Here is a 24,766-nt window from a genome sequence, read left to right on the forward strand (position 1 = left end):
TGCTCGTATCGAGCAGTTGTCTTTGATTACAGCTTCAACACATTGAAGCCTAAACTTGTAATCATACTTGTTTCTTTTGTTCATAAAAATGCCCCCAATAAGTGTCTAACTTTTTGGGGGCAGTCTACTTGGGGCCTCTTTTTTATTCTATATAAACCAAATTATTATAACCCCAGGTTTTAACCTGGGGTATTAAAAACTTAGTTCTCAAAGAAGAACTCCTTCAACGCATATAGCGCTTTCTCACCAGCTACTGGATTGACAAATACAAAGTATAAGTCGTTCACGCCTGCTGCATCAACTGGCATAGCAACCTGGCCTGCTTTCTGAATATCAACGCTACCCACTAATTTGCCAGTTGGGCTACCAAGGTGCAACTCAAGTTTTCCTCCAGCCGTTTGGCCTGCTAAAACAAAAGCAGAAACCTTGATTTGCTTAATTCCAGTCAAATCAATTTGATTGAAAGATGCATAACCTTGATCACCAAGGGCAACCAAAATCTCGCCAAGTCCATCAACTTTCGTTTTCATCGTTTTTGCATTCGCATCGCATGAACTAGCAGCTACTTTCGCATCGCGTAAGGTTACCACTTTTTGACCCGTAGCAGGAGCCATTTTGCCATTTCCTTTATCCGTATAAGATGCAGAGAAAATAAACGTTCCTGGCTTGCCTTTATCCGAAGTCACATAAGAACCTTTCACCGGTTGTGATGCTTTCTTCGCATCCGAAAGTCCTAAGATATAAATAACCATTTCACGCGCATCTGATTTGGAAACTTGTGGATGGGCTGCCATCACTTGTTCACCCCATACGCCGCCGCCGCCACTGATTACCTTCTTCGATAACTCATCGATGTTCTGAGAGCTCGCACGGTATTTCTTCGCGATTTCCTTATAAGCGGGTCCAATCGATTTCTTATCCAAGGCATGGCAAGTTTTACAATCGGACAAATCAATTAAACGCTTTCCGTTAGAGAAGGTTGTATTGCTTTTGTGTCCTTGTTCGATGATTGTTTTGTCATAACCTTCCAAGTAATTGATATTTAACACAACGTCTTCTTCCGCAATTTTACTTGCTGCCAAAGAACCATCTTCTTTATCGACTACCGCAACTTGGTAGTTGACCGTTTTGTCATTCCAATAGAAGGTTTTATTTCCTTCAATTTGAACATCGACTTTCGGTACATCATTTCCTACTTTAACACGAATCGAAGCCGTATTAGCATTTCCTTTGTTGTCCTTCACTTTTAAGACAACATTGTAAATACCCGCTTTGGTATACGTATAGGTAGGATTTGCTGCCGAACTTGTTTGGCCATTACCGAAATTCCATTGATAGGTGATCGGATCTTTATCAAAATCCATCGTACCTTCTGATGAGAATTTTACTTGCATTGGTGCTGCGCCTTCTTTTTTATTTGCGGATGCAACAACTTTGGGCGTACGGTTACCTGCATTGTATTCCAATTTAAATAAAACGGCCTCTTCGTTTTGCGCGAACCAGTTTGGACCATATTCCAACCCATAGATGGATCCTTCCTTCGAGAAGGCAAAGTCCATTGGATGCGAGAATGTCGTTCCTGGTAAGAAACGCTCCATACCCAAATAATCTCCATTAGCCTTCATGCTCACGGTATAGACCATATCGCGTGCCCAATCATAAGCAAACAATTTACCATCATAGTAATTTGGTAATTTCACCTTTGAATCCTTTGGATAGTCGCCACTATAATATACTCCGGCAGCCATCGCATTACGAGAACCTTTTCCCATCACTGGAAATTCCGGCGAATCGCCATATGGATAATAAATGAATGCTTTTTGTGCATTTGGCAAATGCGCCAAACCTGTATTGTGTGGTGAATCATTTACAGGTGCTTTGGGATTAAACTTAGCCCAAGTGCTGTCTTTTGCAAAATCACGTTGGTTGTACGGGCGATTATCAGCGACAAATAGAGGCCAACCAAAATAGCCGGCTTCACGTGCTTGGTTCACTTCATCATGTCCTTTTGAACCATATTTAGGAGAATCATCTCCCGCATCAGGTCCTACTTCACCCCAATACAAGAAACCGTTGTGCTGATCTACTGCAATCCGGTAGGGATTACGATTACCCATCACATAGATTTCGGGTTTTGTGTGATACATACCTTTAGGGAATAAATTCCCTTCCGGAATCGTGTATTTGCCATCATCCGTTGGCTTAATGCGTAAAATCTTTCCACGGTAATCATTCGAGTTCGACGATGTTGCACGTGCATCCCAACCTGAACGTTTGTCGCGGTTATCCATCGGACCGTATCCATTGGAATCAAATGGATTTGTATCATCACCGGTTGACAAATATAAATTACCCGTCTTATCCCAAGCAATCGAACCACCGGTATGGCAGCATCCGTCACGCTTCACAGGAACACGTAATAATACCTTTTCGCTATCCATCATTAAGGTGTCTTTCACGTCGTCATAGACAAAGCGAGAAAGGTGTTGTGCAGTATCCGCTTGACCCGTTTGTGGCGAATAGAATAAATAAATCCAATGATTTTTGTTGTAGTTCGGGTCAACATTCACACCCATTAAACCGTATTCGAATTTAGAAAATACGTTCAAGTCGGCAACCACTTTCACCTTCCCTTTCTTCGGATCATACATCTTCAGTTTTCCTTTTCTTTCCCCGTAGAATATTTTACCTCCATCCGTCAAAGCCAATTCCGTAGGCTCATCTAAGTTTTTATCTAAGATTGTTTTAGTAAAACGGTTGTCTTCTGGAAGTGGACCTGTACGTAAAGCCTTATTGAAATTAATGGCAGGACCTGAAGCCGCCCATTGCAAACCACCCCAAATATGTTGTAATACTAAAGGCTCATCAAAGGTCTCATGCGTATGTCCCCAGTTGGTGTAAAATGCACGCCCACCATCGAATTCGTGGTACCAGGCCATGGGGTGATAATCCCCCATTTTACCGTCTTTGTATGTTTTCTCATCCAAAGTCACAAGTACCTTTACATCCTTGTTGAAGTTTTTGAAATCGTAGAATTCATCGGTGCGATCAAATGTTGTAGGCATATGAGCCGTTGAGATGTGTGTCTTATCAACCGCCGTAAATGTCCCTTTTTGAACATTGGGACGCCCTGGATGGGATGCAAATTGGCCGCCAGCTAATTTGTTGTACCATGGCCAATCATATTCGGTATCCGTCGCAGCATGTACCCCAAAATAGGCACCACCTGCTTGAATGTATCGCTCGAATGCGTTTTGCTGTTGGTCGTTTAGGACATTTCCCGTCGTACTCATAAACACGACCACGCGGTATTTTTTTAAGTTTTTTTCCGTGAATACAGCTGGATTTTCTGTCGTATCGACTGAGAAACCTTTTTCCTTTGCCATTTTAAATAAGGCGATTTGACCTGGTTTAATGGAACTGTGACGGAAACCTTTGGTTAATGAAAAGACCAAAACTTTTTGACCTTTTAATGGGTTAGCCTCTTGAGCAAAGGCAATGGTGATCGATGTAATGCTAATAATAACAGCAAACATCACTCGGCCTAAGCCGAACAAATTCTTTTTCATAGTTGATAATTTTAACAATAGGTCTTGCAAGATAGCCTAAATGCCAATTTTATTCATAAATTTCCTCAAATATTTCTACCATGAACAAACTAGTCACAACAATTGCACTCATTTTTGTAAGTGTTTATGCTTTTGGTCAATCTTGCTGTTTCGTAACGAAAGACGAAATGCAATTGATGGCTTCGAACAAGGCCTTCCAACGCTCCCACAAATTACCAAAACCTTATCATCATGTGAGTCAAGCTGGCGGCGAGATGATCACGTTTTCGACGCCGGATGGCCAACAAGCGAATGCATTCTTCATTAAAGCTGCTAAGCCAACGAATTACACCTTATTCGTTTTTCAAGAATGGTGGGGGTTGAATGATCACATCAAGCGTGAAGCAGAGCATTTCTACACAACCTTAGGAAACGTAAATGTCCTAGCGATCGATATGTATGATGGCAAAGTAGCCACAACCCGCGAGGATGCTGGCAAATACATGGGCGGAGCCAATCCTTTGCGTTTAGAAAATATCATCAAGGGTGCTATCGACTACGCAGGACCTCAAGCCAAAATCGCCACAGTAGGTTGGTGTTTTGGAGGTGGACTTTCTCTAAAAGCATCCATTTTAGCGGGATCTCAGGCAGCTGCTTGCGTGATGTATTACGGAATGCCGGTGAAAGACGTGGACCAGTTGAAAACACTTCAGACGGATGTTTTAGGTTTATTCGCGGGTCGGGAAAAATTCATTTCTCCCGCTATCGTTGCTGAATTCGAAGCCAATATGAAGCTAGCAGGAAAAACAGTAGCCGTTAAATCCTTCGATGCGGAACATGCTTTTGCGAATCCGTCGAATCCGGCTTATGACAAAGTTGCTACAGAAGAAGCTTGGAACATGGCAATAAATTACTTCAAAGCCCGTTTAAAATAACATGCGCAAATTTATCCTCTTATTGATTCTGGGAATGTTTTTCGCGGGACCTACTTACGAGGCATCCGCGCGTGCGACCGTGTTTAGCTATGCCAAACCAAAGGTCTACAAGAAGAAAAAAGGCTTTCTCTGGGGACTATTCAAAAAGAGACCCAAAAAGTGCGATTGCCCTAATTTATAATCGGGTTTAACCAAGAGTCTGCTCGGCTACCTGCTGGCTTACTAGCCAACCAGCGTTTTCGGTCAGCCTCTTGGTTTTCATTTTGGGGTTCACATACCTCGATATCAGCATCCATAAAGATTATCGTCATTACTTCACGCATGGTTTCGGAATGATTCCCTGGCGCAGCATGAAGTGTCCAACCCATGTGAAATGTCGCATCTCCGGCGGCCATTGTTTTTTGAGCCACTATAGGGAATCCTTGATCATGAACAAAAGAAGCAATCGTCGCCTCTGATTCATCCGAAATAGGCATAGGGGGCAATTTCACACCTTGTGTACCGGAGGCAAACGTCAACATCCCCATTTCTTCTGTTATATCCACGAGTGGCATCCACATCGTAACGGTTTTCGGATTACTTAAGGGCCAATAGTATTGATCTTGGTGCCAGGGCGTATGCCCACCTCCCGCTTCTTTGAACAAGGCTTGGTCATGGTATAAGCGAACCTGCTGAACGCCTAATAAATCCGCGGCAATTTGACCAAAACGCTTTGCGAGGACAAATTCTTTAATCTTTGCATCCTCTTCCCACAAATTCATCATTTGTAAAAATGCTTTCCCATACGTATCACGTTCTTCCATGGGCTTTTGCTTCTTTCGAAAATCGTCGGCCCATTCCACGATAGCATCCCGATAGGTACTTAATGCTTCTTTAGGCATTAATCCTGACAAATAAATATGACCGTTGCGCTGAAAATCAGCAATTTGATGGGCTTGAAGCGGATAGTTTGTTTGCAACATAGAAGAAGATTTCCTGCAAAATTCTTGAAAATAGATGGCTTTGAACACATCAAACTTAGCAAAAAATAATGCAATTTTACCTAATAATGATTTACCGACTTATTAGTCAGCTAAAATGAAAGCGAGTTTAGAACATTTGGACCCTCTAGAAAACAGTTCTTTCCAACTGAAGGAAGTTATTCAAAATCGATTTGATGCCCCGTATCATTATCATCCTGCATTTGAGTTGACATTGATTATTTCCGGAGAAGGCAAACGTTTCGTAGGAAACCACATCACGGATTTTCATCCAGGGGATTTAGTTCTGCTGGGGGCAAACCTACCGCATTGTTGGCAAAATCACCGCCAAGACTGGCTAACGGAAACGGAAGATGCCCAACAAGCACAGGCATTAGTCATACACTTTACGCAAGATTTTTTAGGGGCTGACTTTTTTAATAAACCGGAGTGCCGGGCCATTAAGCAATTATTAGAGAAATCCCGTGGGGGCTTCGCTATCCAAGGACCGACGCAAGATCGCGTCGTGCGGGAAATGTTGGCACTGAAGGAATTGAATCCCTTTGCTCGTTTAATGTCCTTGTTGAATATTTTACATCTCATCAGCACGTCGGGTGCGGATACACAAGCGATTGATACGAATGAGGTAAACTATCAGCTATCAAGTACCGACTTGGATCGAATCAACCGTATTTATGCCTATGTGATTGCTAATTACACGCAGGAAGTCCATTTAGATGAGGTCGCACACTTAGCCAATATGACAGAAACGGCCTTCTGTCGGTATTTTAAAAAGGTGACGAAAAAAACATTTGTGTCTTTGGTGACAGAATTTCGCATTAAACATGCGTGTGAATTATTACGTTCCAGTAATAAACCGATGGTCGAGATCTGTTTTGAGAGTGGATTCGGGAATCTATCGCACTTTAATAAACAGTTTAAGCAATACATGAACGAGACGCCCTTGCAGTACCGAAAATTAGTTCGGGAATGGGAGGTGGAGTAAACGCTGCCGGGGTCTTCAGACCCCGGCAGCGTTAGCAAAAATCAGTTTTAAGATGAGAATCACCTAATAAAAAACTGATAATAAACTGATTATTTTTTCGCAGGAAAAAGAAGGCTCAAACCGATGCTCACGCTCAATATTCCAAGAATAACCCCAAGAGAAGCCAGGGTTCCAAAGCCCCATTGTTCCAAATAATGGTGCCCAATCATCTTCAATCCGACAAAACTGAGCAACACCCCCAAACCCATCGGCAGGAAGCGAAACAAACCCATCAAGCTCGACAAAAAGAAGAACAAAGACCGTAAACCCATCACGGCAAATACATTGCTAAAGAATACAATATAAGGATCTTTCGAAATCGAAAATATCGCAGGAATCGAATCCACGGCAAATAATATGTCCGTAAAAGCAATCACAACCACAATGACGAAAATCGGGGTAATGAATATTTTACCTGTATGCTTCATGCGTACAAAGAATCGACCAATCACATTTCGCTTGTATACATTAAAGTATTTAGACAACAGTTTGACAACCGGATGATCACCTGGATCAATCGACTCCTCGTGCTCTTTGGAAAATAAAATTTTCACCCCCGTGTACACTAAAAACGCCCCAAACAAATAAATAATCCAATCGAACTTCTGCAATAAAGCCGCACCCAGGAAGATAAAAATCAAGCGTAAAACAATCGCTCCCAAAATACCCCAAACCAATATCTTCTTGTAATAGCGCTTTTGAACGCCAAAAGAGTTGAAAATCAAAATGAAGACGAATACATTATCTGCCGACAAAGAGTATTCAACCAAATAGCCGGTGATAAACTCCAACGATAAATTATCCTGAAAAATGGCCAATTGATCGAAATAAGATCCAGACCCTAAATCAATGTGTGGCGCATAAGCCTGTTGAACCGCTTTCAATCCAGCCATATCCTGAATACCGTGAACCATCGCCCCATTGTAGCCCAAAAACACATAAAAAATAATGGCTAATAATACCCATGCTCCACTCCAAAAACCCGCTTCCTTAAAACTTACCTCAGCCGCACCTGCCTTTTTGAACACGCCCAAATCCACTAACATGACAGCAATAACAGCCACCGAAAAGACAAGAAAAAATAGCGTTTCACTCATAAATAAGTATTTTTACATTTTGAAGGCACAAAGGTCGTAAAATTTGGCCAATATTATATGTACGAAGGCAAAAAGGTAATCGTCGTAATGCCCGCTTACAAAGCAGCATTGACACTTGAAAAAACTTACAAGGAAATCCCGCACGATTGGGTGGATGAAGTCATTTTAGTTGATGACTACAGCCCCGATAATACGGTAGAAGTGGCCCAACAAATTGGCATCAAACACATCATCCGCCACGATAAAAACAAAGGTTATGGCGGAAACCAAAAATCATGCTACACGAAGGCATTGGAATTAGGTGGCGACATTGTGATTATGCTTCACCCCGATTACCAATATACTCCCATGCTCTTAAAAGCCATGATTTCCATCATCGGAAATGGCCTATACCCGGTCGTTTTTGCGTCGAGAATTTTAGGCAAAGGAGCCCTGAAAGGTGGCATGCCTATTTATAAATACATTGCCAATCGCATCTTGACATTATTCCAAAACATTCTGATTGATCAAAAGCTATCCGAATACCACACGGGATATCGCGCGTTTTCGAAAGAAGTACTCGAAGCCGTGGATTTCACGAAATGTGATGATGATTTCGTCTTCGATAATCAAATGATTTTACAAATCTTCTGGAAAGGTTTTGAAGTTGGCGAAGTAACTTGCCCAACTAAATATTTCGAAGAAGCTTCATCCATCAACTTTAAACGCAGTTCGATCTACGGGCTTGGCGTAATCTGGTATTCCATCCGATACCGCCTCGCAAAATGGGGTTGCAAATGGGAACTGATGAACTAAGTAAAAAAAGGCATTGCAATCGCAATGCCTTTTTTATTTATAAACGAACCGAAAGACCCATTAAGAAATTGAAGCCCGCCTGCGGATAATAAAAATTCTCCGTCGTCGTCGCTCCTGCATATTGATAACTATACGTATAGCCATTGGAGACATATTGCTCATTCGTAATGTTGTTCAACAATAAACTATAGGCAAATCGCTTCTTAAATCGATATTGAATGCGAATATCACGTGTTAAATAAGCCGGAATTGATCGAGCATCAGAAGACGTATTATCTAAATATTGCTTCCCTACATATTTACGTAATAAACTTGCCTCAAACGGACCGTTCGTATAAGTCCATGTTATACCTGCAATCATCGAGGGAGAAAAAGCAATATCCGTCGTTCCATGATCAATAACTACCGTTTCATAATTTTCATAATCAATCATTTTCTCCTGAAAATTCCTGATTCGATTTTGACTCAACGTCGCATTAGCCTCCAACTTAAACCGCTTCGACACCTGATAGTTCAGGATTGCTTCCAATCCCAAGCGGTAACTGGATGCCACATTTGTTCGAATCGCATCTCCTGTCGAGTTTACAGCACCCGTTAATACCAATTGGTCTGAATAATTCATCCAATACCCATTCAATTGATAGGCTATTTTCTTCCGTGCGCCTTGCAATCCTAACTCCAAATCTTGTAAAAATTCAGCACGCGGTGTTGTCCCTGGGTTATCGACAAAATCCTGTCGGCTGGGCTCCTTACTTCCCACGGCATACGATGCATAAACCTTAGCGCCCGGAGAAATTTGATGCGTCATACCAATCTTCGGATTCACGAATTGATAAGACCAAACTTGACTTATATCCTGCATCTTATCGGCCGTTCCAGCCATCTTATGCCCTACCGAACGGTATTGCAAATCCAAATAGGCATTCCAAGCAGATGCAATTGCCCAATTCGCTTTGGCATAGAGATTCAAATCCGTTTTCTGAGACCTACTACGATACCATTCATGTCCCGCATAGGCAAGCGGCTGAATCAATAAGCCATAATGCCGACCTACATAACGATTCCAAGCTCCCCCAAAGGTCAATTTAACCCGTTGAGAGCCTTCATATTTTAACGCAAAGGTCGAACCGTAAAAATCATTATCGAGCCACTTTTGGCGCACAACATCCACAATAGGTTTGTCCGCAATCCCATAAGCACTTAAATCCGCCGATGGCTTAAATTCCTCAAAATAACCGCGCCCATAGGTATAATGGAAGTTCCAATCCAAATCCCAGTTGGGCGATATCCGATGATTCGTCAACAACTGCAAATGATCCTGCGCATAATTATCTGTCTGATTCGCGTAGGTATAATAATTGTAGGTTCGGCCACTTGAAAGTAAATTATCGGCCTCCGCTGCCGATAAATAATTTCGGTCAATATATGCCTGCATATCTGCAACAGAACCTGAAACACGCGATTCCGGTGTACCATACCAAGACTGATAGGTCTTTTCCCGTCCCGTAAAATAATTCAAACGAATGAAGGAATTCTTCGCAAAATAAGCGGCCGATAAATATGCCGACTGCAAGTTTGACGATGCCCGATCGATGTAGCCATCAGAAACAATTTGCGACAAACGACCATCTACCGTAAATTTCCCATTCATCAAACCCGTCCCTACTTTTAAAGTCGTTTTCAGGGTCCCAAAAGAACCTCCTGAGGCATTTAAATCAGCATAGGCCTTCTCTTCAAAGGTATTCGTCTGCATATTCACAGACCCGCCAAACGCACCTGCGCCATTGGTCGATGTTCCGACCCCGCGCTGAATCTGAACAGAATTAACGGAAGAAGCAAAATCAGGCATATTAACCCAATAAGTACCTTGAGACTCTGAATCATTCACAGGAATTCCATTGATGGTCACATTCACTCGTGTGGCATCACTACCACGAATTCGAATACCCGTATAACCAACTCCGGCACCGGCATCGGAGGTTGTGACTACTGATGGCGCGAAATTTAACAACATTGGCATATCTTGACCCAAATTACTTTTCCCTAATTCTTGAGCGGAGACATTGGTATATGCCATGGCAGAATTTTCATCCGCTCGGGTAGCCTTTACGACAACCTCGTCCTGTAAATAACTCGAACGTTGAAGTAGAATCCGCGCAGCATTTGATGCTGCAACTTCTTGAGCTTGATAGCCCACAAACGAAACGGTTAATTTCGTTGCTGCCGAGAGGTCAGATAGGGCAAAATGCCCCTTGGAATCCGTCAGTACACCTCGTTGGCTTCCTTGAACGCGCACCGAAGCACCCCATAAAGGCGCATTCGTTTCTTGATCGATAACGATCCCTTCGACCTTTTGGCCGAATAATACATGCGTAATAAATATAAAAAACAGCGTCGTTAGCTTTTTCATTTTTTTGAAAAGTTTAACAACAGGTAAAGGAGTCAAATCCTGTGTGATTTAACAATAACCCTTATTTTTTTGATTTTTTCCGAGTTTTCAGCGCTAAAAACTCGACAAAATCCCTTCGACGGCATTACCCGTATCAGGTTCAATGGGTATAATCTCAGCCTTTTTTAGAGGCACCCCTTTTTGTGGATGCACAAAGTTACAAATTTTTCTACCTTTGCAAGCCATTCGCCTGTTCAGAATTTTATGATTGTCAAAGAGTTTCTTTCCCTATACAAATCAGACGGGATTGTTCAACACATCGCTGAACAAATTCATCGTCCTGAGCCACAAAACACCTACATCAAAGGGCTTTGTGGTGCCTTGGATACCGTCCTCATGGCATCATTGCTGAAAGAAAACAATCCTTTCTTAATTATCTGCGAGGCAAAAGAAGAGGCACAATATGTGCTAAATGACCTGCAATCCCTGTTGGGCGAATCCGCCGTCATCCTCTTCCCGATGTCCCACAAAAGACCTTACGAATGGGAGGAGGTCGACAATGCCAATGTACTCATGCGGGCAGAAGTCCTCAATGTACTGAGCAATTACAGCGGACAAGCCTTAATCCTTGTCAGCTATCCCGAAGCCATGACGGAAAAGGTGATTAACCGGAAATCATTGGTTAAAAACACACTTTCCATTCGTGTGGGGGATAAAATCGATCGGAATTTTGTCGCGGAAACGCTGAATGAATATGATTTTGAACGTACCGACTTCGTCTACGAAGCGGGCCAATATTCCGTACGCGGAGGTATTTTGGACGTATTTTCTTATGCGGCGGAATACCCTTACCGACTGGATTTCTTCGGAGATGAGGTGGATAGTATTCGTACCTTTCATCCAGAAACACAATTATCCATCCAATCCGTTTCGGCCATGCACCTCATTCCCGATGTGCAAACGAAATTGGTTCAGGAAACGAGGGAATCTTTCTTCACCTTTTTACCTGCGACGACACGCATTTGGTTGAAGGATTTTAGTATGCTCATCGATGCGATTGAGACGAATTTTGATAAGGGTGAAGCCGCTTATTTGGCGAACAGCAGTTCGGATATCAATGTATTGAACAAACCGGAGGAGCGCTGGGAGACGAATAAAAGTATCAAAAAATCCTTGCAGCAATTCAGCTGTGTGGAGTTTGGTAAACGGACACACCTGAAGAACAGCCAGGCGATTGTCTATCCTTCTAAAAACCCAGGTGTATTCCAAAAAGATTTCGAACGCTTAGCGAATACGCTGTTGGACAACCAAACAGCCGGATTTCAAAACATCATTTGCTCGGAATCGCCAAGGCAACTGGAACGACTTGACGTGATTTTCAACGAAATCAATACCAGTATCCAGTTTAAACCCTTGCAGATTTCCTTGCGGGAAGGTTTCATTGACGAGCAAACGAATATTGCCTTTTATCCCGACCATCAATTATTTGACCGCTTTCACCGCTCCAAAGAGAAAAATAAGTTCTCCAAAAGTAAAGCGCTTACCTTAAAGGAATTGCGCAGCCTGCAAGTGGGTGATTTCGTCACACACGTGGATTATGGAATCGGCCGATTTGCTGGATTAAATTTGATTGAAACGTCGAATGGCGAACAAGAAGTCATCCGACTGATTTATCGAGACGACGACGTGCTATCTGTTTCTATCCATTCTTTGCATAAAATTTCCAAGTATGCAGGCAAGGAAGGCGCCCCGCCGACCATGTCGAAGTTGGGAACGCCAGAATGGGAAAACAAGAAATCGCGCGTTAAAAAACAAGTCAAGGACATCGCGAAGGAATTGATTTCCTTGTATGCCAAACGTAAAAATGCCCCCGGTTTTGCCTTTTCACGTGACACCTATCTCCAAGCGGAATTAGAGTCATCCTTCTTATATGAAGATACACCTGACCAAGCCAAAGCTACAGCAGATGTTAAGGTCGATATGGAAAAACCTCACCCGATGGACCGTTTGGTCTGTGGCGATGTGGGCTTTGGTAAAACAGAAATTGCGATTCGTGCCGCATTTAAAGCCGTAGCCGATTCAAAACAAGTAGCGGTATTAGTACCAACCACGGTACTTGCCATGCAGCATTACCGAACTTTTCATGATCGTCTAGCGGCATTCCCATGCAAAGTTGAATACGTAAACCGATTCAAGTCGGCGAAGCAAATCAAGGAAACACTGGAACGGGTTACGAATGGACAGACAGATATTTTAATAGGTACCCACCGATTAGTCAACAAAGACGTGCATTTTAAGAATCTGGGCCTTATGATTATCGATGAGGAACAGAAGTTTGGGGTGAAGGTGAAAGACCGTTTAAAAGAAATGCGTGTGGATGTGGATGTGTTGACATTGACGGCAACCCCTATTCCTCGAACATTACACTTCTCCTTGATGGGAGCGCGGGATTTATCGATTATCGCGACCCCACCACCCAATCGCCAACCCGTTGAGACGAAATTAGTCGTCATGACCGATGAGTTATTGCGAGATGGCGTTCGAGATGAGTTGGCCCGCGGAGGACAAGTCTTTGTGGTCCACAACCGGATCAATGAATTAGAAAGCACGGCAAATCGCATTCTACGCTTAGTTCCCGATGCGAAGATCGGTGTGGCACATGGGCAGATGGAAGGCGATAAGCTCGAGAAAATCATGATGGATTTCATCGAGGGGAATTATGATGTTTTGGTCGCTACCAACATCATCGAGTCCGGATTGGATATTCCGAATGCCAATACGATTTTCATCATCAATGCGAATCATTTTGGCTTATCAGACTTACACCAAATGCGCGGTCGGGTTGGGCGATCCAACAAAAAAGCTTACTGTTATTTAGTTACCCCATCCCTATCCGCTTTAACAAGTGATGCGCGCAAGCGATTGAGCGCGTTGGAGGAATTTTCGGATTTGGGCGATGGGATCAAGGTTGCGATGCGCGATTTGGACATTCGGGGAGCGGGGAATTTATTAGGTGCGGAGCAATCAGGCTTTATCAATGATTTGGGATACGACATGTATCACAAAATTTTGGATGAGGCGGTGCAGGAATTGAAGGAGAATGAGTTTAAGGCCCTGTTTGAAACAGATTTAAGTGAAATTGCGGAGGCCTTGAAGGTCGATTGCCAAATAGAAACCGATTTACGGGTATTGATTCCGGAAGATTATGTGTCGAGTATTTCCGAACGATTAGGTTTGTACACACGCTTGGACGAAATCGATGACGAGACGAGTTTGACAGGATTTGTCACCGAAATGGAAGATCGTTTTGGTAAAATGCCTTTGGAAGTCCAAGACATGATTGACTTGGTGCGCTGCCGCTGGAAGGCACAAGTCTTGCGCGTGGAAAAAATCACCTTGAAGAGCAATATTTTGAAATTGTATTTCGTTTCAAAAGAGATTCCGCAGGAGATTGTGCTTAAGGTTATTCAATTTGTTAATGGCAAAAAAGGACAATGTCAGCTTCGTGAAAAATCTGGAAAAATGATTTTACAAGTGGACAGAATAAGCACCATTCCAGAATTAAACACTATTTTGGTGGATATTTTAGGATAGCATAGCAGGATTAAGTTGATTTTTATACCTTTGTTTTTCAAATTCTGACGAAAGAGCATATAGATGATTGCTAAATTATTAAACGTACTAGGCCTTTGTGCTAGCTTATTCATGTTGACTTCCTGCCCAGGTGGCTTGAAAGGTGGACTTGCGAGTGGATCGAAGCCTAACAGTGTCAATATCGGTAATGTTTCAACAACAACCGGATTAGCCTACAATACCAAAAACGGTTTTCAGGTAGACAAAAAATTCACCGGACAGTTAACCGGTCCTAACTTAGTTTTCATTGAAGGCGGTCGTTTTACGATGGGTTCTTTGGAAGAGGATGTGTTAGGATTACATGACAATATCGAACGTACAGTGTCTGTTCAATCCTTTTATATGGATGAAACGGAAATTGCCAACGTGCATTATTTAGAATATTTAAGTGCCGTTAAAAAGGATTCGACACAAGATTTTTACGAATCAGCGTTGCCTGACACAACGGTTTGGCGCAATGATTTGGCCTTTAATGACCCTTATGTAGAGCAATATTTACGTTTCCCTGGTTTCCGCATGTACCCTGTTGTGGGAGTTTCATGGAAACAGGCGACAGATTATTGTATTTGGAGAACGGCAGCTGTTAACAATAATTTAGCCGCAGCACCCGCTTCAAAAATGAAATTACCGAAGAAATCAGCGGCTGGCGCAGCAACAACGGCAGCGGCACCAAGAACCAATGCGAATGCGCGTTTGACAATCGAATCAGGGCGTGTGTTACCATCTTATCGTCTTCCGACAGAAGCGGAGTGGGAATATGCGGCGAAGGCGATGATTGGTACGCAGCAACAAGATGAGAATCAGGTAAACCAACGTATTTATCCATGGGATGGTCCATCCTTGCGTGAGTCATCGGGTAAAGGTCGGGGAACGATGCTTGCCAACTTCAAACGTGGACGTGGGGATTATGCCGGTATTGCAGGTAAGTCGAATGATGGAGCCATTATTACAGCAGAAATTTACAAATACGCACCAAACGATTTTGGTTTATACCAAATGGCAGGTAACGTGAATGAGTGGGTACAAGATTTGTATCGTCCATTATCTTTCCAAGACTTCAACGATTTGAACCCGGTTCGTCGTAATGATAAGGAAGATAAGGAGTCACGTTATGACAGCAAGAACAATCAATCCTTGATTACGAACAAAGTGCGTGTGTACAAAGGAGGATCATGGGCAGATGTGGCATATTGGTTAGCGCCAGGTTCACGTCGTTTCTTAGATGAAGATTCAGCAACGGCAACGATTGGATTCCGTTGTGCGATGATTTCAGCAGGAACAAACAAATAATAAAAGCTTATTTCAAGGCTGCTAGTGTGAAAAAGGAAACCTCCTTGGCACCAGCAGCCTTTATTTTTTCTGCTGCGGCTAATAAGGTTGCCCCTGTCGTTAACGTATCATCTACGATTAGGACATGTCTACCTCTGACATCAGCCAAGACTTCAAATGAATCTTTTAGGATTTCAAAACGATGTGAACGGTCCTGACCGATGAGTGAGTTCGTTTGGCTAAATTTCTGTAGGGCCTTCGGGAGGATGGGAATTTGCAATCCTTTGGCTAGGCCATTTCCAATGCATTCGGCTTGATTATATGAGCGCTCTTGTAGCCTTTTCGGGTGCAAGGGAATGGGAATGATGCAATCGACCTCATGAAAAAAATGGAACTTTTTCAATGATTGCCCTGCCCAAAGTCCCAAATATTCGCCTAAATCTTCTGCCCCTTTGTACTTAATCGCGTGCATGAGGTACTGCACGCGCCCTCCAGATGCGAAAATAAAAAAGGTTTGAACCTCCTGATAGACGAACAGTCCATCAAACTTCGCGCGCAGCCACCAAGGGGAATTTTGTGTGTAATCGACTCGAGCTAAGGAGATTCGGCAATAGGTACAGATAAATTCTTCTGACTCAAAAAGGGGGTCTTCGCAAGCGAAACAGAGCTTTGGATAAAGCAATTGTAAAAAGGCATTAAACATCTGAGAAATATTTTTGTATTTAATTAAGTTTCAGTAATTTTGCACCCCTAAACGAGTACCTAGACAAATCATTGTCCAAGTATTTGATTATTAACAAACGGATTAAAAAATCATTTCATAATTAACCTTTTAAAATGGCACGCGATTTAAAATTCACTAGAAACATCGGTATTGCTGCGCACATTGATGCGGGTAAAACCACAACCACGGAACGTATCCTGTATTATGCAGGGGTTTCCCACAAAATTGGTGAGGTACACGATGGTGCGGCAACAATGGACTGGATGGAGCAAGAGCAGGAACGTGGTATCACGATTACTTCTGCGGCGACAACAGTAGGTTGGAAATACCGCGATCAAGATTACCACATCAACATTATTGATACTCCAGGTCACGTTGACTTTACAGTAGAGGTAAACCGTTCATTACGTGTATTAGATGGTCTAGTATTTTTATTCTCTGCCGTTGACGGTGTAGAGCCACAATCGGAAACGAACTGGCGCTTAGCTGATAACTACAATGTAGCACGTATTGGTTTCGTTAACAAAATGGACCGTTCAGGTGCTGATTTCTTAAACGTGTGTAAGCAAGTGAAAGAAATGTTAGGTAGCTACGCAGTGCCTTTGCAATTGCCTATCGGAGCTGAAGAAGGATTCGAAGGGGTAGTTGACTTGGTTAACTTCCGTGGTATCAAATGGAATGAGGCAGATAAAGGAATGACATTCACTGAGGTACCTATCCCAGATGATATGTTGGAAGAGGCGACTGAATACCGTGAGAAATTATTAGAAGCAGTAGCTGAATTCGATGAGTCTTTGATGGAGAAATACTTCGAAGATCCAGCGTCTATCTCAGAAGATGAAATCTTAGCGGCTTTACGTGCAGCTACGATCTCTATGAAAATCGTTCCAATGCTTTGTGGTTCATCTTTCAAAAACAAAGGTGTTCAAACGATGTTGGATTATGTAATGGCTATCTTACCATCTCCGATGGACAAAGAAGGCGTAAAAGGAACTCACCCTGATACAGGTGCTGAGATCTTGCGTAAGCCAAGTGAGTCAGAGCCATTCGCGGCTTTGGCATTTAAAATTGCAACGGATCCTTACGTAGGTCGTTTATGTTTCATCCGTGCTTATTCAGGTGGATTGGATTCAGGTTCTTATGTATTGAACAACCGTTCAGGAAATAAGGAGCGTATCTCTCGTATCTTCCAAATGCACGCAAACAAGCAAAACTCAATCGAGCGTTTAGGTGCAGGTGATATCGGTGCGGTAGTAGGTTTCAAAGACATCAAAACGGGTGATACCCTTTCTGATGAGAAACACCCCATCATCTTAGAAGCGATGGACTTCCCAGAGCCAGTTATCGGATATGCAATCGAGCCTAAGAAAACGGCTGATGCGGATAACTTCTCGAAAGCAATCACGAAGTTGATCGAAGAAGATCCTACCTTACAAGTTGAATCAAACGAAGAGACTGGTCAAACGATCATCAAAGGTATGGGTGAGCTTCACTTAGAGATCATCATCGACCGTATGCGTCGTGAGTTCAAAGTTGAAGTTAACCAAGGTGCTCCACAAGTAGCATACAAAGAGTCTTTGACTAAGACAACTGAACACCGTGAGGTTTACAAGAAACAATCAGGTGGTCGTGGTAAGTTTGCTGATATCGTATTTGAAATCGGACCAAGAGAAGATGACAAACCAGGTTTAGAATTCGTTAACAATATCGTGGGTGGTGTGATTCCTCGTGAATTTATCCCGGCGGTTCAAAAAGGATTCGAAGAAGCCATGAAAACAGGTGCTTTGGCTGGATACCCAATGGATTCAATGAAAGTTCGTTTATTCCACGGTTCATACCATGATGTCGATTCAGATTCATTATCATTTGAATTAGCAGCTCGTATGGGTTACAAAGAATCAGCGAAACAAGCAGGTGCTAAGTTGATGGAGCCTATCATGGCTGTTGACGTAGTTACTCCAGACGAATATACTGGACCGATCACAGGTGACTTAAACCGTCGTCGTGGTATCATGAAAGGTATGGATTCTCGTCAAGGAGCTGTTATCTTGAAGGCTGATGTGCCTCTTTCTGAATTATTCGGTTACGTAACAGATTTACGTACGATGTCTTCAGGACGTGCAACAGCATCGTTAACGTTCTCTCATTACGAATTCGTTCCGCAAAACATTGCTGACGAAGTAGTTAAGAAAGCAAAAGGATTGTAAGATTCTTTGAGTATAGTAAAAGCCCGAACTTCACAGTTCGGGCTTTTTTTTGGCCTTGGAAAGCGTGGTGGGTAAACGCTGCCGGGGTCGCAGACCCCGGCAGCGTTACCGCTCAAAGCTACGTAAAGTAATGCAAGTAAACTTAGCTAAAACTGATAATTTTAAGCCAATTACAGCCAATTTGAGCCGAATTTACACCAAATTACTCCAACTAATTTATAAACCGTAAAGACCTTTAGTTGTATTGTAATTACTTAAGATTTCAGCCGCCGACAAGAATCCGTTGTATATCTGCAAAGCCCCCATTCCTCCAGCAAAGTTGGGATCACCGAAACCCCAGTTAGAACGACCGATATAGCAGTTATTACGCACAACATTTACAGGACGAGGTACCGTTGCGGAACCTGCAGCAAGACCATCGACATAAATGGTTGCTATCCGTGTATTGGTATCAAATGTTGCACAAACATGGTGCCAAGCATTCAGCGTCAAGTTTTTAGATGATTGAAACTGCGCACCCTCAACATATAAGCCAGGATTTCCGCTTGTTCCATACGTATTCGACAACAAAATATTATTTGATCCTGCGCCATTTCCAAAATCAATAATCCGATTCCAATTATAAAGTTGCATGGGGTAAACCCAACTTTGAATAGTAAATGAACCTCCATTAAAATAAACCCCGCTCTTTGCCTGAACATAATTTGCATTCCCTCCAGGAAAATTTAATGCTCCACCATTACCAGATCCGTAGGCCACCGTACCATAAATCGTGGCATCATTTTGGTTCCCAGACAAATCATACCAAGTCCCTGGTGTAGTTGTCCGAGCCAAGGAATTCACATTCCGAGCATCCAAATTTAAGACCAAAGTTGCCCCACTCGCTGCCGTTTCAATAACATCTATGGTAGTTGTTGCCGTGATATTCAAAACTTTCCCCTCGTCCGTTATACCTGTACCATTATTGGTGCCTCCGGCATTATTCACAAGCAACGTAGAGGTTGTAGGTACTATATTGCCTTCAGCGGTCATACCACAATCATAAAAAACAACTGATGCTGATGTATTTGAGCATGTTCCATCAGATACAATTACCTTAAAAGTTCCTTTAATAGCTGGTGCATATGATCGTAATGTCGCCCCTCCTATCACCACATTATCCTTATACCATGCATAGGAGACAAAACCATCTGTTGCCGTCATCGTCGACTTTTGAGCACAATTATTTCCAGAAACCGCAACGTTGACCGTTGGCAATTCAATCACCGTAATACTACCAACAGCTTCGACAACCCCACAGCCTCCCGTTGCTGTAACCGTATAAGGATAAGTCCCAAAAACAGATGCCGCGCCACTTATTGTCGCAACATTCGATGCATAAGTACCCGTGATTCCAGCTGGTAAACCCACAAATGTAACTCCCGTCGCACCGCTAGTCGTGTAGGAAATGGACACAATATTTGCATTCTTACAAATACGCTGCGCATCAGAATTGAGCGCGGAACTCAAGGCGATGACATTCGTCGCTTTGACCAAAATGGTACCACTTAAACTTGTTGTACCACAACCTCCATCTAAACTGACCGTGTAGGTATAACTTCCTGACAACGAAGCCGTTCCCGAAATAGTCACTACATTATTGGACCAAACACCACTTATGCCTGCTGGAAGACCCGTAAAAGTGGCCGAAGTAGCACCTGTTGTTGTATAAGTAATAGTCGTAAGGGCAGAATTTATACAGATGGTTTGGGCATTAGTTCCTGCACCAGAACTTAATACAAGCGTATTTTGGGGCCGAACCACAATTGACCCTGTCGCCGACACTGGTCCGCAGCCGCCTGTCAAGGTGACTGTATAATTAAAGGTGCCCGAAACAGTGGGTACACCCGAGATGGTCACAACTTGATTAGCCCAACTACCCGTTACCCCATTAGGCAATCCACTAAAACTTGCTCCCGTAGCAGATGTACTCGCGTAGGAAATGTTTGTAATCGCCGAATTCAAACAAGTTGATTGTGCATTTGTTCCAACAGCAGAAGTTAAGGCAATTGTGTTCTTCGGATTGACGATAAGTGTTCCTGTCGCACTAACATCTCCGCTGCAGCCTCCAGTCAAACTGATGGTGTAAGTGTAAGTCCCTGCAACCGATGGGGTTCCCGAAATCGTAATTGTTCCATTCGACCATGACCAATTCACACCCGTAGGTAACCCTGAAACATTCGCGCCACTTGCACCCGTTGCTTCATATACAATATTCGTAAGTACCGTCGAGATACATTTTGTTTGAGCATTCGTTCCAGCAGCTGATTTCAAGGTAATTTTTGATACAGAGGTTGATATCGTATTCGAATTTGTAGCACCATTTCCTCCCGTCGCCGCATAGTTTGCCCGTACTTCCTCCGCGCTTAACGCTCGGTTATACGATTGAAAATTCCGAATTCCTCCTTGCCAATTCCAATTATCTCCCGGACCAGCACCGCCAATGTATAAGGCTGTAGGGCTTGAACGCGTAGGCGACCAATAGGTTGCTGCTCCCTTAAAGACACCGTCAAAATACAATTTAGCATCATTTGTCACAGCATCTACGACAATTGTATATTGGTGAAACTCCGCGTCAATTATTGATGTAGATACAGTCCCAAAAGGAGATGCCTCAGAGTTCCAAATATTCCAAAAAATTCTACCATTGTAAAAAAACACATCAGGACCCGAGCCTGCATTCCCTGCATTAAATAACATCACAGCCTGCGGATTACTTGTTTTGGCCCAGGTTGAAAAGGTCATTGACGTTGTCTTGGGTAATGGCGCACTGATGTACGTGCTTGCTAATGAGAAATATTTCACTCCTCCCAAATTCGTAAATACGGCTGAATTCAAGGTGCCATGATTATTATTCCCACTTAAATCATACCATGTCGTTCCTGATCCTGCGTAGCTAATCGGATTAGAGGCTTCTAAGTACTGAAGCAATCCATTCGTATTAACACCCTCGCCACTTGTGCAGGTAGAAGCGTAACTCACATAAACAGCGTCACTATGGTTAAGCGTATTCGTTGTAAATGTACTATTGGTTTCACCCGAGATAGATAATCCATTTTTATACCATTGATACGTACCATTAGTTCCTGGATTTGTTACTGATGCCGTAAATGTAACAGGTGTCCCATAACAGATCGGGCTTGAACTTACATCTGATACAATGGATACGGCCGAACTTACCACGGTAATTGATCCCGAAATACTAACTACTCCGCAACCCCCTGTTAACGTTACCGTATAGGAATAGGCTCCTGTCGCAGTCGGCGTTCCACTAATTGTCACAACATTTCCAACCCAAGTTCCTGTCACACCCGGAGGTAATCCGGTAAAAGAAGCGCCAGTAGCTCCTACCGTAGCATACGTAATCGCTGTAATTTGCGATTTATTACAAATACTTTGCGCGTCTGTCCCATTTGAAGAGCTTAAACTTATTGAATTCTGAAGCACTTGTATTGTACCGCTTAAGCTAACACTTCCGCAACCACCAGTCAGCGTAACCGTATAAGAATAACTCCCAGCAAGCGTTGGCGTACCTGAGATAACAATCGAATTCGTATTCCAACTACCAATTACCCCGGCAGGTAATCCACTAAAAGTAGCTCCCGTAGCACCCATCGTTGAATAGCTAATAGGTGAAATAGCTGAATTCACACACACCGACTGGGCATTTGAACCTAGTGCCGAACTTAGCGTTGCAGCATTATTTGCCGAGGATACGATTGTTCCAGATGAACTTATCGTTCCACATCCACCAGTCAATGTTACCGTATAGTTAAATGTCCCAGATTCACTCGGTGAGCCTGAAATCGTCAGCGTATCATTTGCCCAAACCCCGGCCACACCCGAAGGAAGACCAGAAAAACTTGCACCTGTTACTCCTGTACTCACATAAGAAATCGGAACTAATGTAAGCCCATTACATACCGTTTGATTCGATGTACTGGCAGTCGACAAAAGGTTAAGTGTATTTGTGGATTTAATCGTTAGCAAACCCGACAGGACGGTAACATTGCCACAACTCGAAGTTAAATTAACCGAGTAGGTGAAGTTACCAGAAACACTTGGTGATCCACTGATTGTCACAACATTATTGGCATAAGAACCCGTAACTCCTGCAGGTAAACCACCGAAACTTACTCCTGACGCCCCCGAGGTATTATAGGTAATCGAGGTAATAGATGTATTTATGCAGGCCGTTTGTGCATCTGTACCCGTAGCAGAACTCAGCGTTGCTGTTGCCGCTCCGTTTGCGCGCATCGTTAAGCTATTCGATAAGGCTGTCAAGGGGCTGAGTTTAAACCTACCAGCTCGATAGTTTTGGGCAATTTCTGAAGTAGTTAATGCTTTCCCATAAATAAAGGCCGCGGCCATTTTGCTGTTGAAGTAGTTGGCCCCTGAGTTATCGTTGACCGTCGTCCCTAAATAGGTCCCGTTAGCAGGAACAGCTGGAGTTCCAGTTCTAGAACCTACGAAAATATCATTCACATACATAGATTCTGTTGTTCCTGAAATTGTCATGGTGACTAATTTCCAACCATAACCCATAACAACACCTAATGGCTGCCATGCAACAGCATTGAGAAGCATAGTCGCCTTATTCCCAAGTCCAAATCCATTTCCTCCTGCACCTGTACCAAATGAATAGCCTCCATTGCTTCCGTTCTTCATGAAGGGACCTACCGTTGAGGCATCTAAATAGACCCAACATTGCATGCTTACATTGTTAATCGAATTTGTTACCAGCGGCATGACAACCGGGTTATTTGTCCCGTCAAATTGAATACTTCCTCCCCCATCATAACTTTGGTGACTATTAAGGGTTGCATGATTATTCATCCCACTTAAATCGGCCCATGTGGTTCCGGTACCGGGATAACTTAAAGGGTCGGTCGCATCTAACTTTAGAAGCAAAGTATTATCACTAACAATCGTGGATGTCAAACTTGCCGAATTTTGGTACATCTCAACAGTAATCACATCATTATCCGCGATACTTGTGGTCGTGTAAGTTGCTGCCGTTTCGCCTGAAATAGAAGCGCCATTTTTCTTCCATTGATAAGTAGGATTTGTCGCATTATAAGGTGTTGCCGTAAATGTAACAGATTCTCCCGCACAGAGGGTATTATTGCTTTTGGAAGACGCTATACTAACAGAGGGCTCAAAGTATATGTTTTTTTGATTGGCTTCGAGTGTAGACTGCTCGGTTGCACTGATACTTTTTGGGAAAAAGATAATCTCAGCAATATTACCATCAAATTTTCGTGTACCTCCGGATCGAGTTCCGATATTGATTTGATCCGTACTTGTACTTGTAAAGGTACAAAATGTTGCCTTACTTGCCTTTAACGAACCAAAATCATAAATGTGAGAACTTACATTATTGTTGATAAAGGTGGTTAGCAATTTTGGATCTGTACTCGCCTCTCCGGTTATAGCATTGATACAACCCGCACCATCAACGTAATATCCAAAGAAGGGTGACGCTGAGCCATAACCCATTCCCCATGCACCACCGTCTCCGGCATTGATAATTCCAGAAATCCCACTCGTGCCATTACTGGCTATATTTTGTATGACTGTACTGTATGTACCTGAAGTTAAGGCGGTTAAATTAACGGTAGCTGTAGAACGGAAACCCTCCGAATTACCCGTTGTACCCGCGAAATAAAGAGATGGAACTCCGTTTAAATATTTCAATTTCCCTGCAACAACCAAACGAGGACCATTTGTCGATGCCGTAGTCACATGAATAGCATATCCACTTTGATCGTACCAAGTAGCAACATTCAAATTTGTTGCCCCGTCAGTGATGATAGAAGATAGTGCGTTAGAACTCGCTCCCGTTATCGCAGCGCTGTAGGCTATTGGGGAAGAAATTTTCGAATTTAGAGATAAAATTGAGGTGTTAGCATCCGGATAAACATCATAATAATTAACCCCATCCGTAATCCGAACTAAAGGACCCACGTAGCTCGTACTCAAGCGCCGAAGTGAATAAGCATAACGGGCTGGCGTAGAACTCGTTAGCCCGACTTTATCCAAGGTATTCTGAGCAAAAGTACCAAGCTGCGTTAGGAACAATAGACAAATGAGAATAAATCTGAAGTACGTAAATTTCATGTTACT

General features: G+C 43.0%; 13 protein-coding genes and 1 riboswitch. Of the genes, 7 read left to right on the forward strand and 6 right to left on the reverse strand.

Annotated elements, in window-relative coordinates; all coding sequences use genetic code 11:
- Window positions 1–200: 200 nt before the first annotated feature.
- Window positions 201–3,569, reverse strand: a complete 3,369-nt coding sequence (locus tag PQG45_RS10565; protein WP_316070845.1) for a ThuA domain-containing protein — start codon at window positions 3,567–3,569, stop codon at window positions 201–203.
- Between the two features lie 80 nt (window positions 3,570–3,649).
- On the opposite strand from PQG45_RS10565, the gene PQG45_RS10570 reads away from it, so the two are divergent.
- Window positions 3,650–4,483, forward strand: coding sequence for a dienelactone hydrolase family protein (locus tag PQG45_RS10570; protein WP_316070846.1), 834 nt, complete (start codon window positions 3,650–3,652; stop codon window positions 4,481–4,483).
- A 1-nt stretch (window position 4,484) separates the two neighbouring features.
- Window positions 4,485–4,664 (forward strand): hypothetical protein, encoded by a 180-nt coding sequence (locus PQG45_RS10575; protein ID WP_315577597.1) that lies wholly within the window; start codon window positions 4,485–4,487, stop codon window positions 4,662–4,664.
- On the opposite strand, the gene PQG45_RS10580 is transcribed toward PQG45_RS10575, so the two are convergent.
- A complete protein-coding gene (locus tag PQG45_RS10580) occupies window positions 4,654–5,445 on the reverse strand; it encodes a phytanoyl-CoA dioxygenase family protein (protein ID WP_315577596.1) in 792 nt (263 codons plus the stop codon). The genes PQG45_RS10575 and PQG45_RS10580 overlap by 11 nt on opposite strands.
- A gap of 115 nt (window positions 5,446–5,560) precedes the next feature.
- On the opposite strand from PQG45_RS10580, the gene PQG45_RS10585 reads away from it, so the two are divergent.
- Window positions 5,561–6,448 carry an AraC family transcriptional regulator gene (locus tag PQG45_RS10585; RefSeq protein ID WP_315577595.1) on the forward strand — a complete coding sequence of 296 codons (888 nt, stop codon included), beginning with the start codon at window positions 5,561–5,563 and terminating at the stop codon, window positions 6,446–6,448.
- Between the two features lie 89 nt (window positions 6,449–6,537).
- On the opposite strand, the gene PQG45_RS10590 is transcribed toward PQG45_RS10585, so the two are convergent.
- Window positions 6,538–7,584, reverse strand: coding sequence for a TerC/Alx family metal homeostasis membrane protein (locus tag PQG45_RS10590; RefSeq protein WP_315577594.1), 1,047 nt, complete (start codon window positions 7,582–7,584; stop codon window positions 6,538–6,540).
- A 57-nt stretch (window positions 7,585–7,641) separates the two neighbouring features.
- Between PQG45_RS10590 and PQG45_RS10595 the strand changes: the two genes are divergently transcribed.
- The gene (locus tag PQG45_RS10595) at window positions 7,642–8,379 is read left to right on the forward strand and encodes a glycosyltransferase family 2 protein (protein WP_315577593.1); all 738 of its coding nucleotides are present in this window, start codon (window positions 7,642–7,644) and stop codon (window positions 8,377–8,379) included.
- Window positions 8,380–8,416: 37 nt separating this feature from the next.
- Here the strand turns inward: PQG45_RS10595 and PQG45_RS10600 are convergent, their stop codons facing one another.
- On the reverse strand, window positions 8,417–10,789 hold the full coding sequence (locus PQG45_RS10600; RefSeq protein ID WP_315577592.1) for a TonB-dependent receptor: 2,373 nt from the start codon (window positions 10,787–10,789) through the stop codon (window positions 8,417–8,419).
- A 93-nt stretch (window positions 10,790–10,882) separates the two neighbouring features.
- A riboswitch (TPP riboswitch) is annotated at window positions 10,883–10,977 on the reverse strand.
- A 55-nt stretch (window positions 10,978–11,032) separates the two neighbouring features.
- Here PQG45_RS10600 and mfd point away from each other — a divergent pair.
- The gene (mfd, locus tag PQG45_RS10605; protein WP_315577591.1) at window positions 11,033–14,362 is read left to right on the forward strand and encodes a transcription-repair coupling factor; all 3,330 of its coding nucleotides are present in this window, start codon (window positions 11,033–11,035) and stop codon (window positions 14,360–14,362) included.
- A gap of 111 nt (window positions 14,363–14,473) precedes the next feature.
- The gene (gene gldJ, locus PQG45_RS10610; RefSeq protein WP_315577590.1) at window positions 14,474–15,691 is read left to right on the forward strand and encodes a gliding motility lipoprotein GldJ; all 1,218 of its coding nucleotides are present in this window, start codon (window positions 14,474–14,476) and stop codon (window positions 15,689–15,691) included.
- Between the two features lie 7 nt (window positions 15,692–15,698).
- Here gldJ and PQG45_RS10615 read toward each other — a convergent pair whose 3' ends face one another.
- Window positions 15,699–16,373 (reverse strand): ComF family protein, encoded by a 675-nt coding sequence (locus tag PQG45_RS10615; protein ID WP_315577589.1) that lies wholly within the window; start codon window positions 16,371–16,373, stop codon window positions 15,699–15,701.
- Between the two features lie 134 nt (window positions 16,374–16,507).
- Between PQG45_RS10615 and fusA the strand changes: the two genes are divergently transcribed.
- Window positions 16,508–18,601, forward strand: a complete 2,094-nt coding sequence (fusA, locus tag PQG45_RS10620; protein WP_315577588.1) for an elongation factor G — start codon at window positions 16,508–16,510, stop codon at window positions 18,599–18,601.
- A gap of 216 nt (window positions 18,602–18,817) precedes the next feature.
- On the opposite strand, the gene PQG45_RS10625 is transcribed toward fusA, so the two are convergent.
- Window positions 18,818–24,760 carry a LamG-like jellyroll fold domain-containing protein gene (locus PQG45_RS10625; protein WP_316070847.1) on the reverse strand — a complete coding sequence of 1,981 codons (5,943 nt, stop codon included), beginning with the start codon at window positions 24,758–24,760 and terminating at the stop codon, window positions 18,818–18,820.
- Window positions 24,761–24,766 lie beyond the last annotated feature (6 nt).

Origin of the sequence: Aquirufa regiilacus (assembly GCF_032470275.1) — a bacterium.
GTDB lineage: Bacteria > Bacteroidota > Bacteroidia > Cytophagales > Spirosomataceae > Aquirufa > Aquirufa regiilacus.

What these genes read in the sequence shown, in the direction of transcription:
- PQG45_RS10565 (WP_316070845.1), bottom strand. Translation starts at nt 3,569, where the DNA reads ATGAAAAAGAATTTGTTCGGCTTAGGCCGAGTGATGTTTGCTGTTATT.
- PQG45_RS10570 (WP_316070846.1), top strand. Translation starts at nt 3,650, where the DNA reads ATGAACAAACTAGTCACAACAATTGCACTCATTTTTGTAAGTGTTTAT.
- PQG45_RS10575 (WP_315577597.1), top strand. Translation starts at nt 4,485, where the DNA reads ATGCGCAAATTTATCCTCTTATTGATTCTGGGAATGTTTTTCGCGGGA.
- PQG45_RS10580 (WP_315577596.1), bottom strand. Translation starts at nt 5,445, where the DNA reads ATGTTGCAAACAAACTATCCGCTTCAAGCCCATCAAATTGCTGATTTT.
- PQG45_RS10585 (WP_315577595.1), top strand. Translation starts at nt 5,561, where the DNA reads ATGAAAGCGAGTTTAGAACATTTGGACCCTCTAGAAAACAGTTCTTTC.
- PQG45_RS10590 (WP_315577594.1), bottom strand. Translation starts at nt 7,584, where the DNA reads ATGAGTGAAACGCTATTTTTTCTTGTCTTTTCGGTGGCTGTTATTGCT.
- PQG45_RS10595 (WP_315577593.1), top strand. Translation starts at nt 7,642, where the DNA reads ATGTACGAAGGCAAAAAGGTAATCGTCGTAATGCCCGCTTACAAAGCA.
- PQG45_RS10600 (WP_315577592.1), bottom strand. Translation starts at nt 10,789, where the DNA reads ATGAAAAAGCTAACGACGCTGTTTTTTATATTTATTACGCATGTATTA.
- mfd (WP_315577591.1), top strand. Translation starts at nt 11,033, where the DNA reads ATGATTGTCAAAGAGTTTCTTTCCCTATACAAATCAGACGGGATTGTT.
- gldJ (WP_315577590.1), top strand. Translation starts at nt 14,474, where the DNA reads ATGTTGACTTCCTGCCCAGGTGGCTTGAAAGGTGGACTTGCGAGTGGA.
- PQG45_RS10615 (WP_315577589.1), bottom strand. Translation starts at nt 16,373, where the DNA reads ATGTTTAATGCCTTTTTACAATTGCTTTATCCAAAGCTCTGTTTCGCT.
- fusA (WP_315577588.1), top strand. Translation starts at nt 16,508, where the DNA reads ATGGCACGCGATTTAAAATTCACTAGAAACATCGGTATTGCTGCGCAC.
- PQG45_RS10625 (WP_316070847.1), bottom strand. Translation starts at nt 24,760, where the DNA reads ATGAAATTTACGTACTTCAGATTTATTCTCATTTGTCTATTGTTCCTA.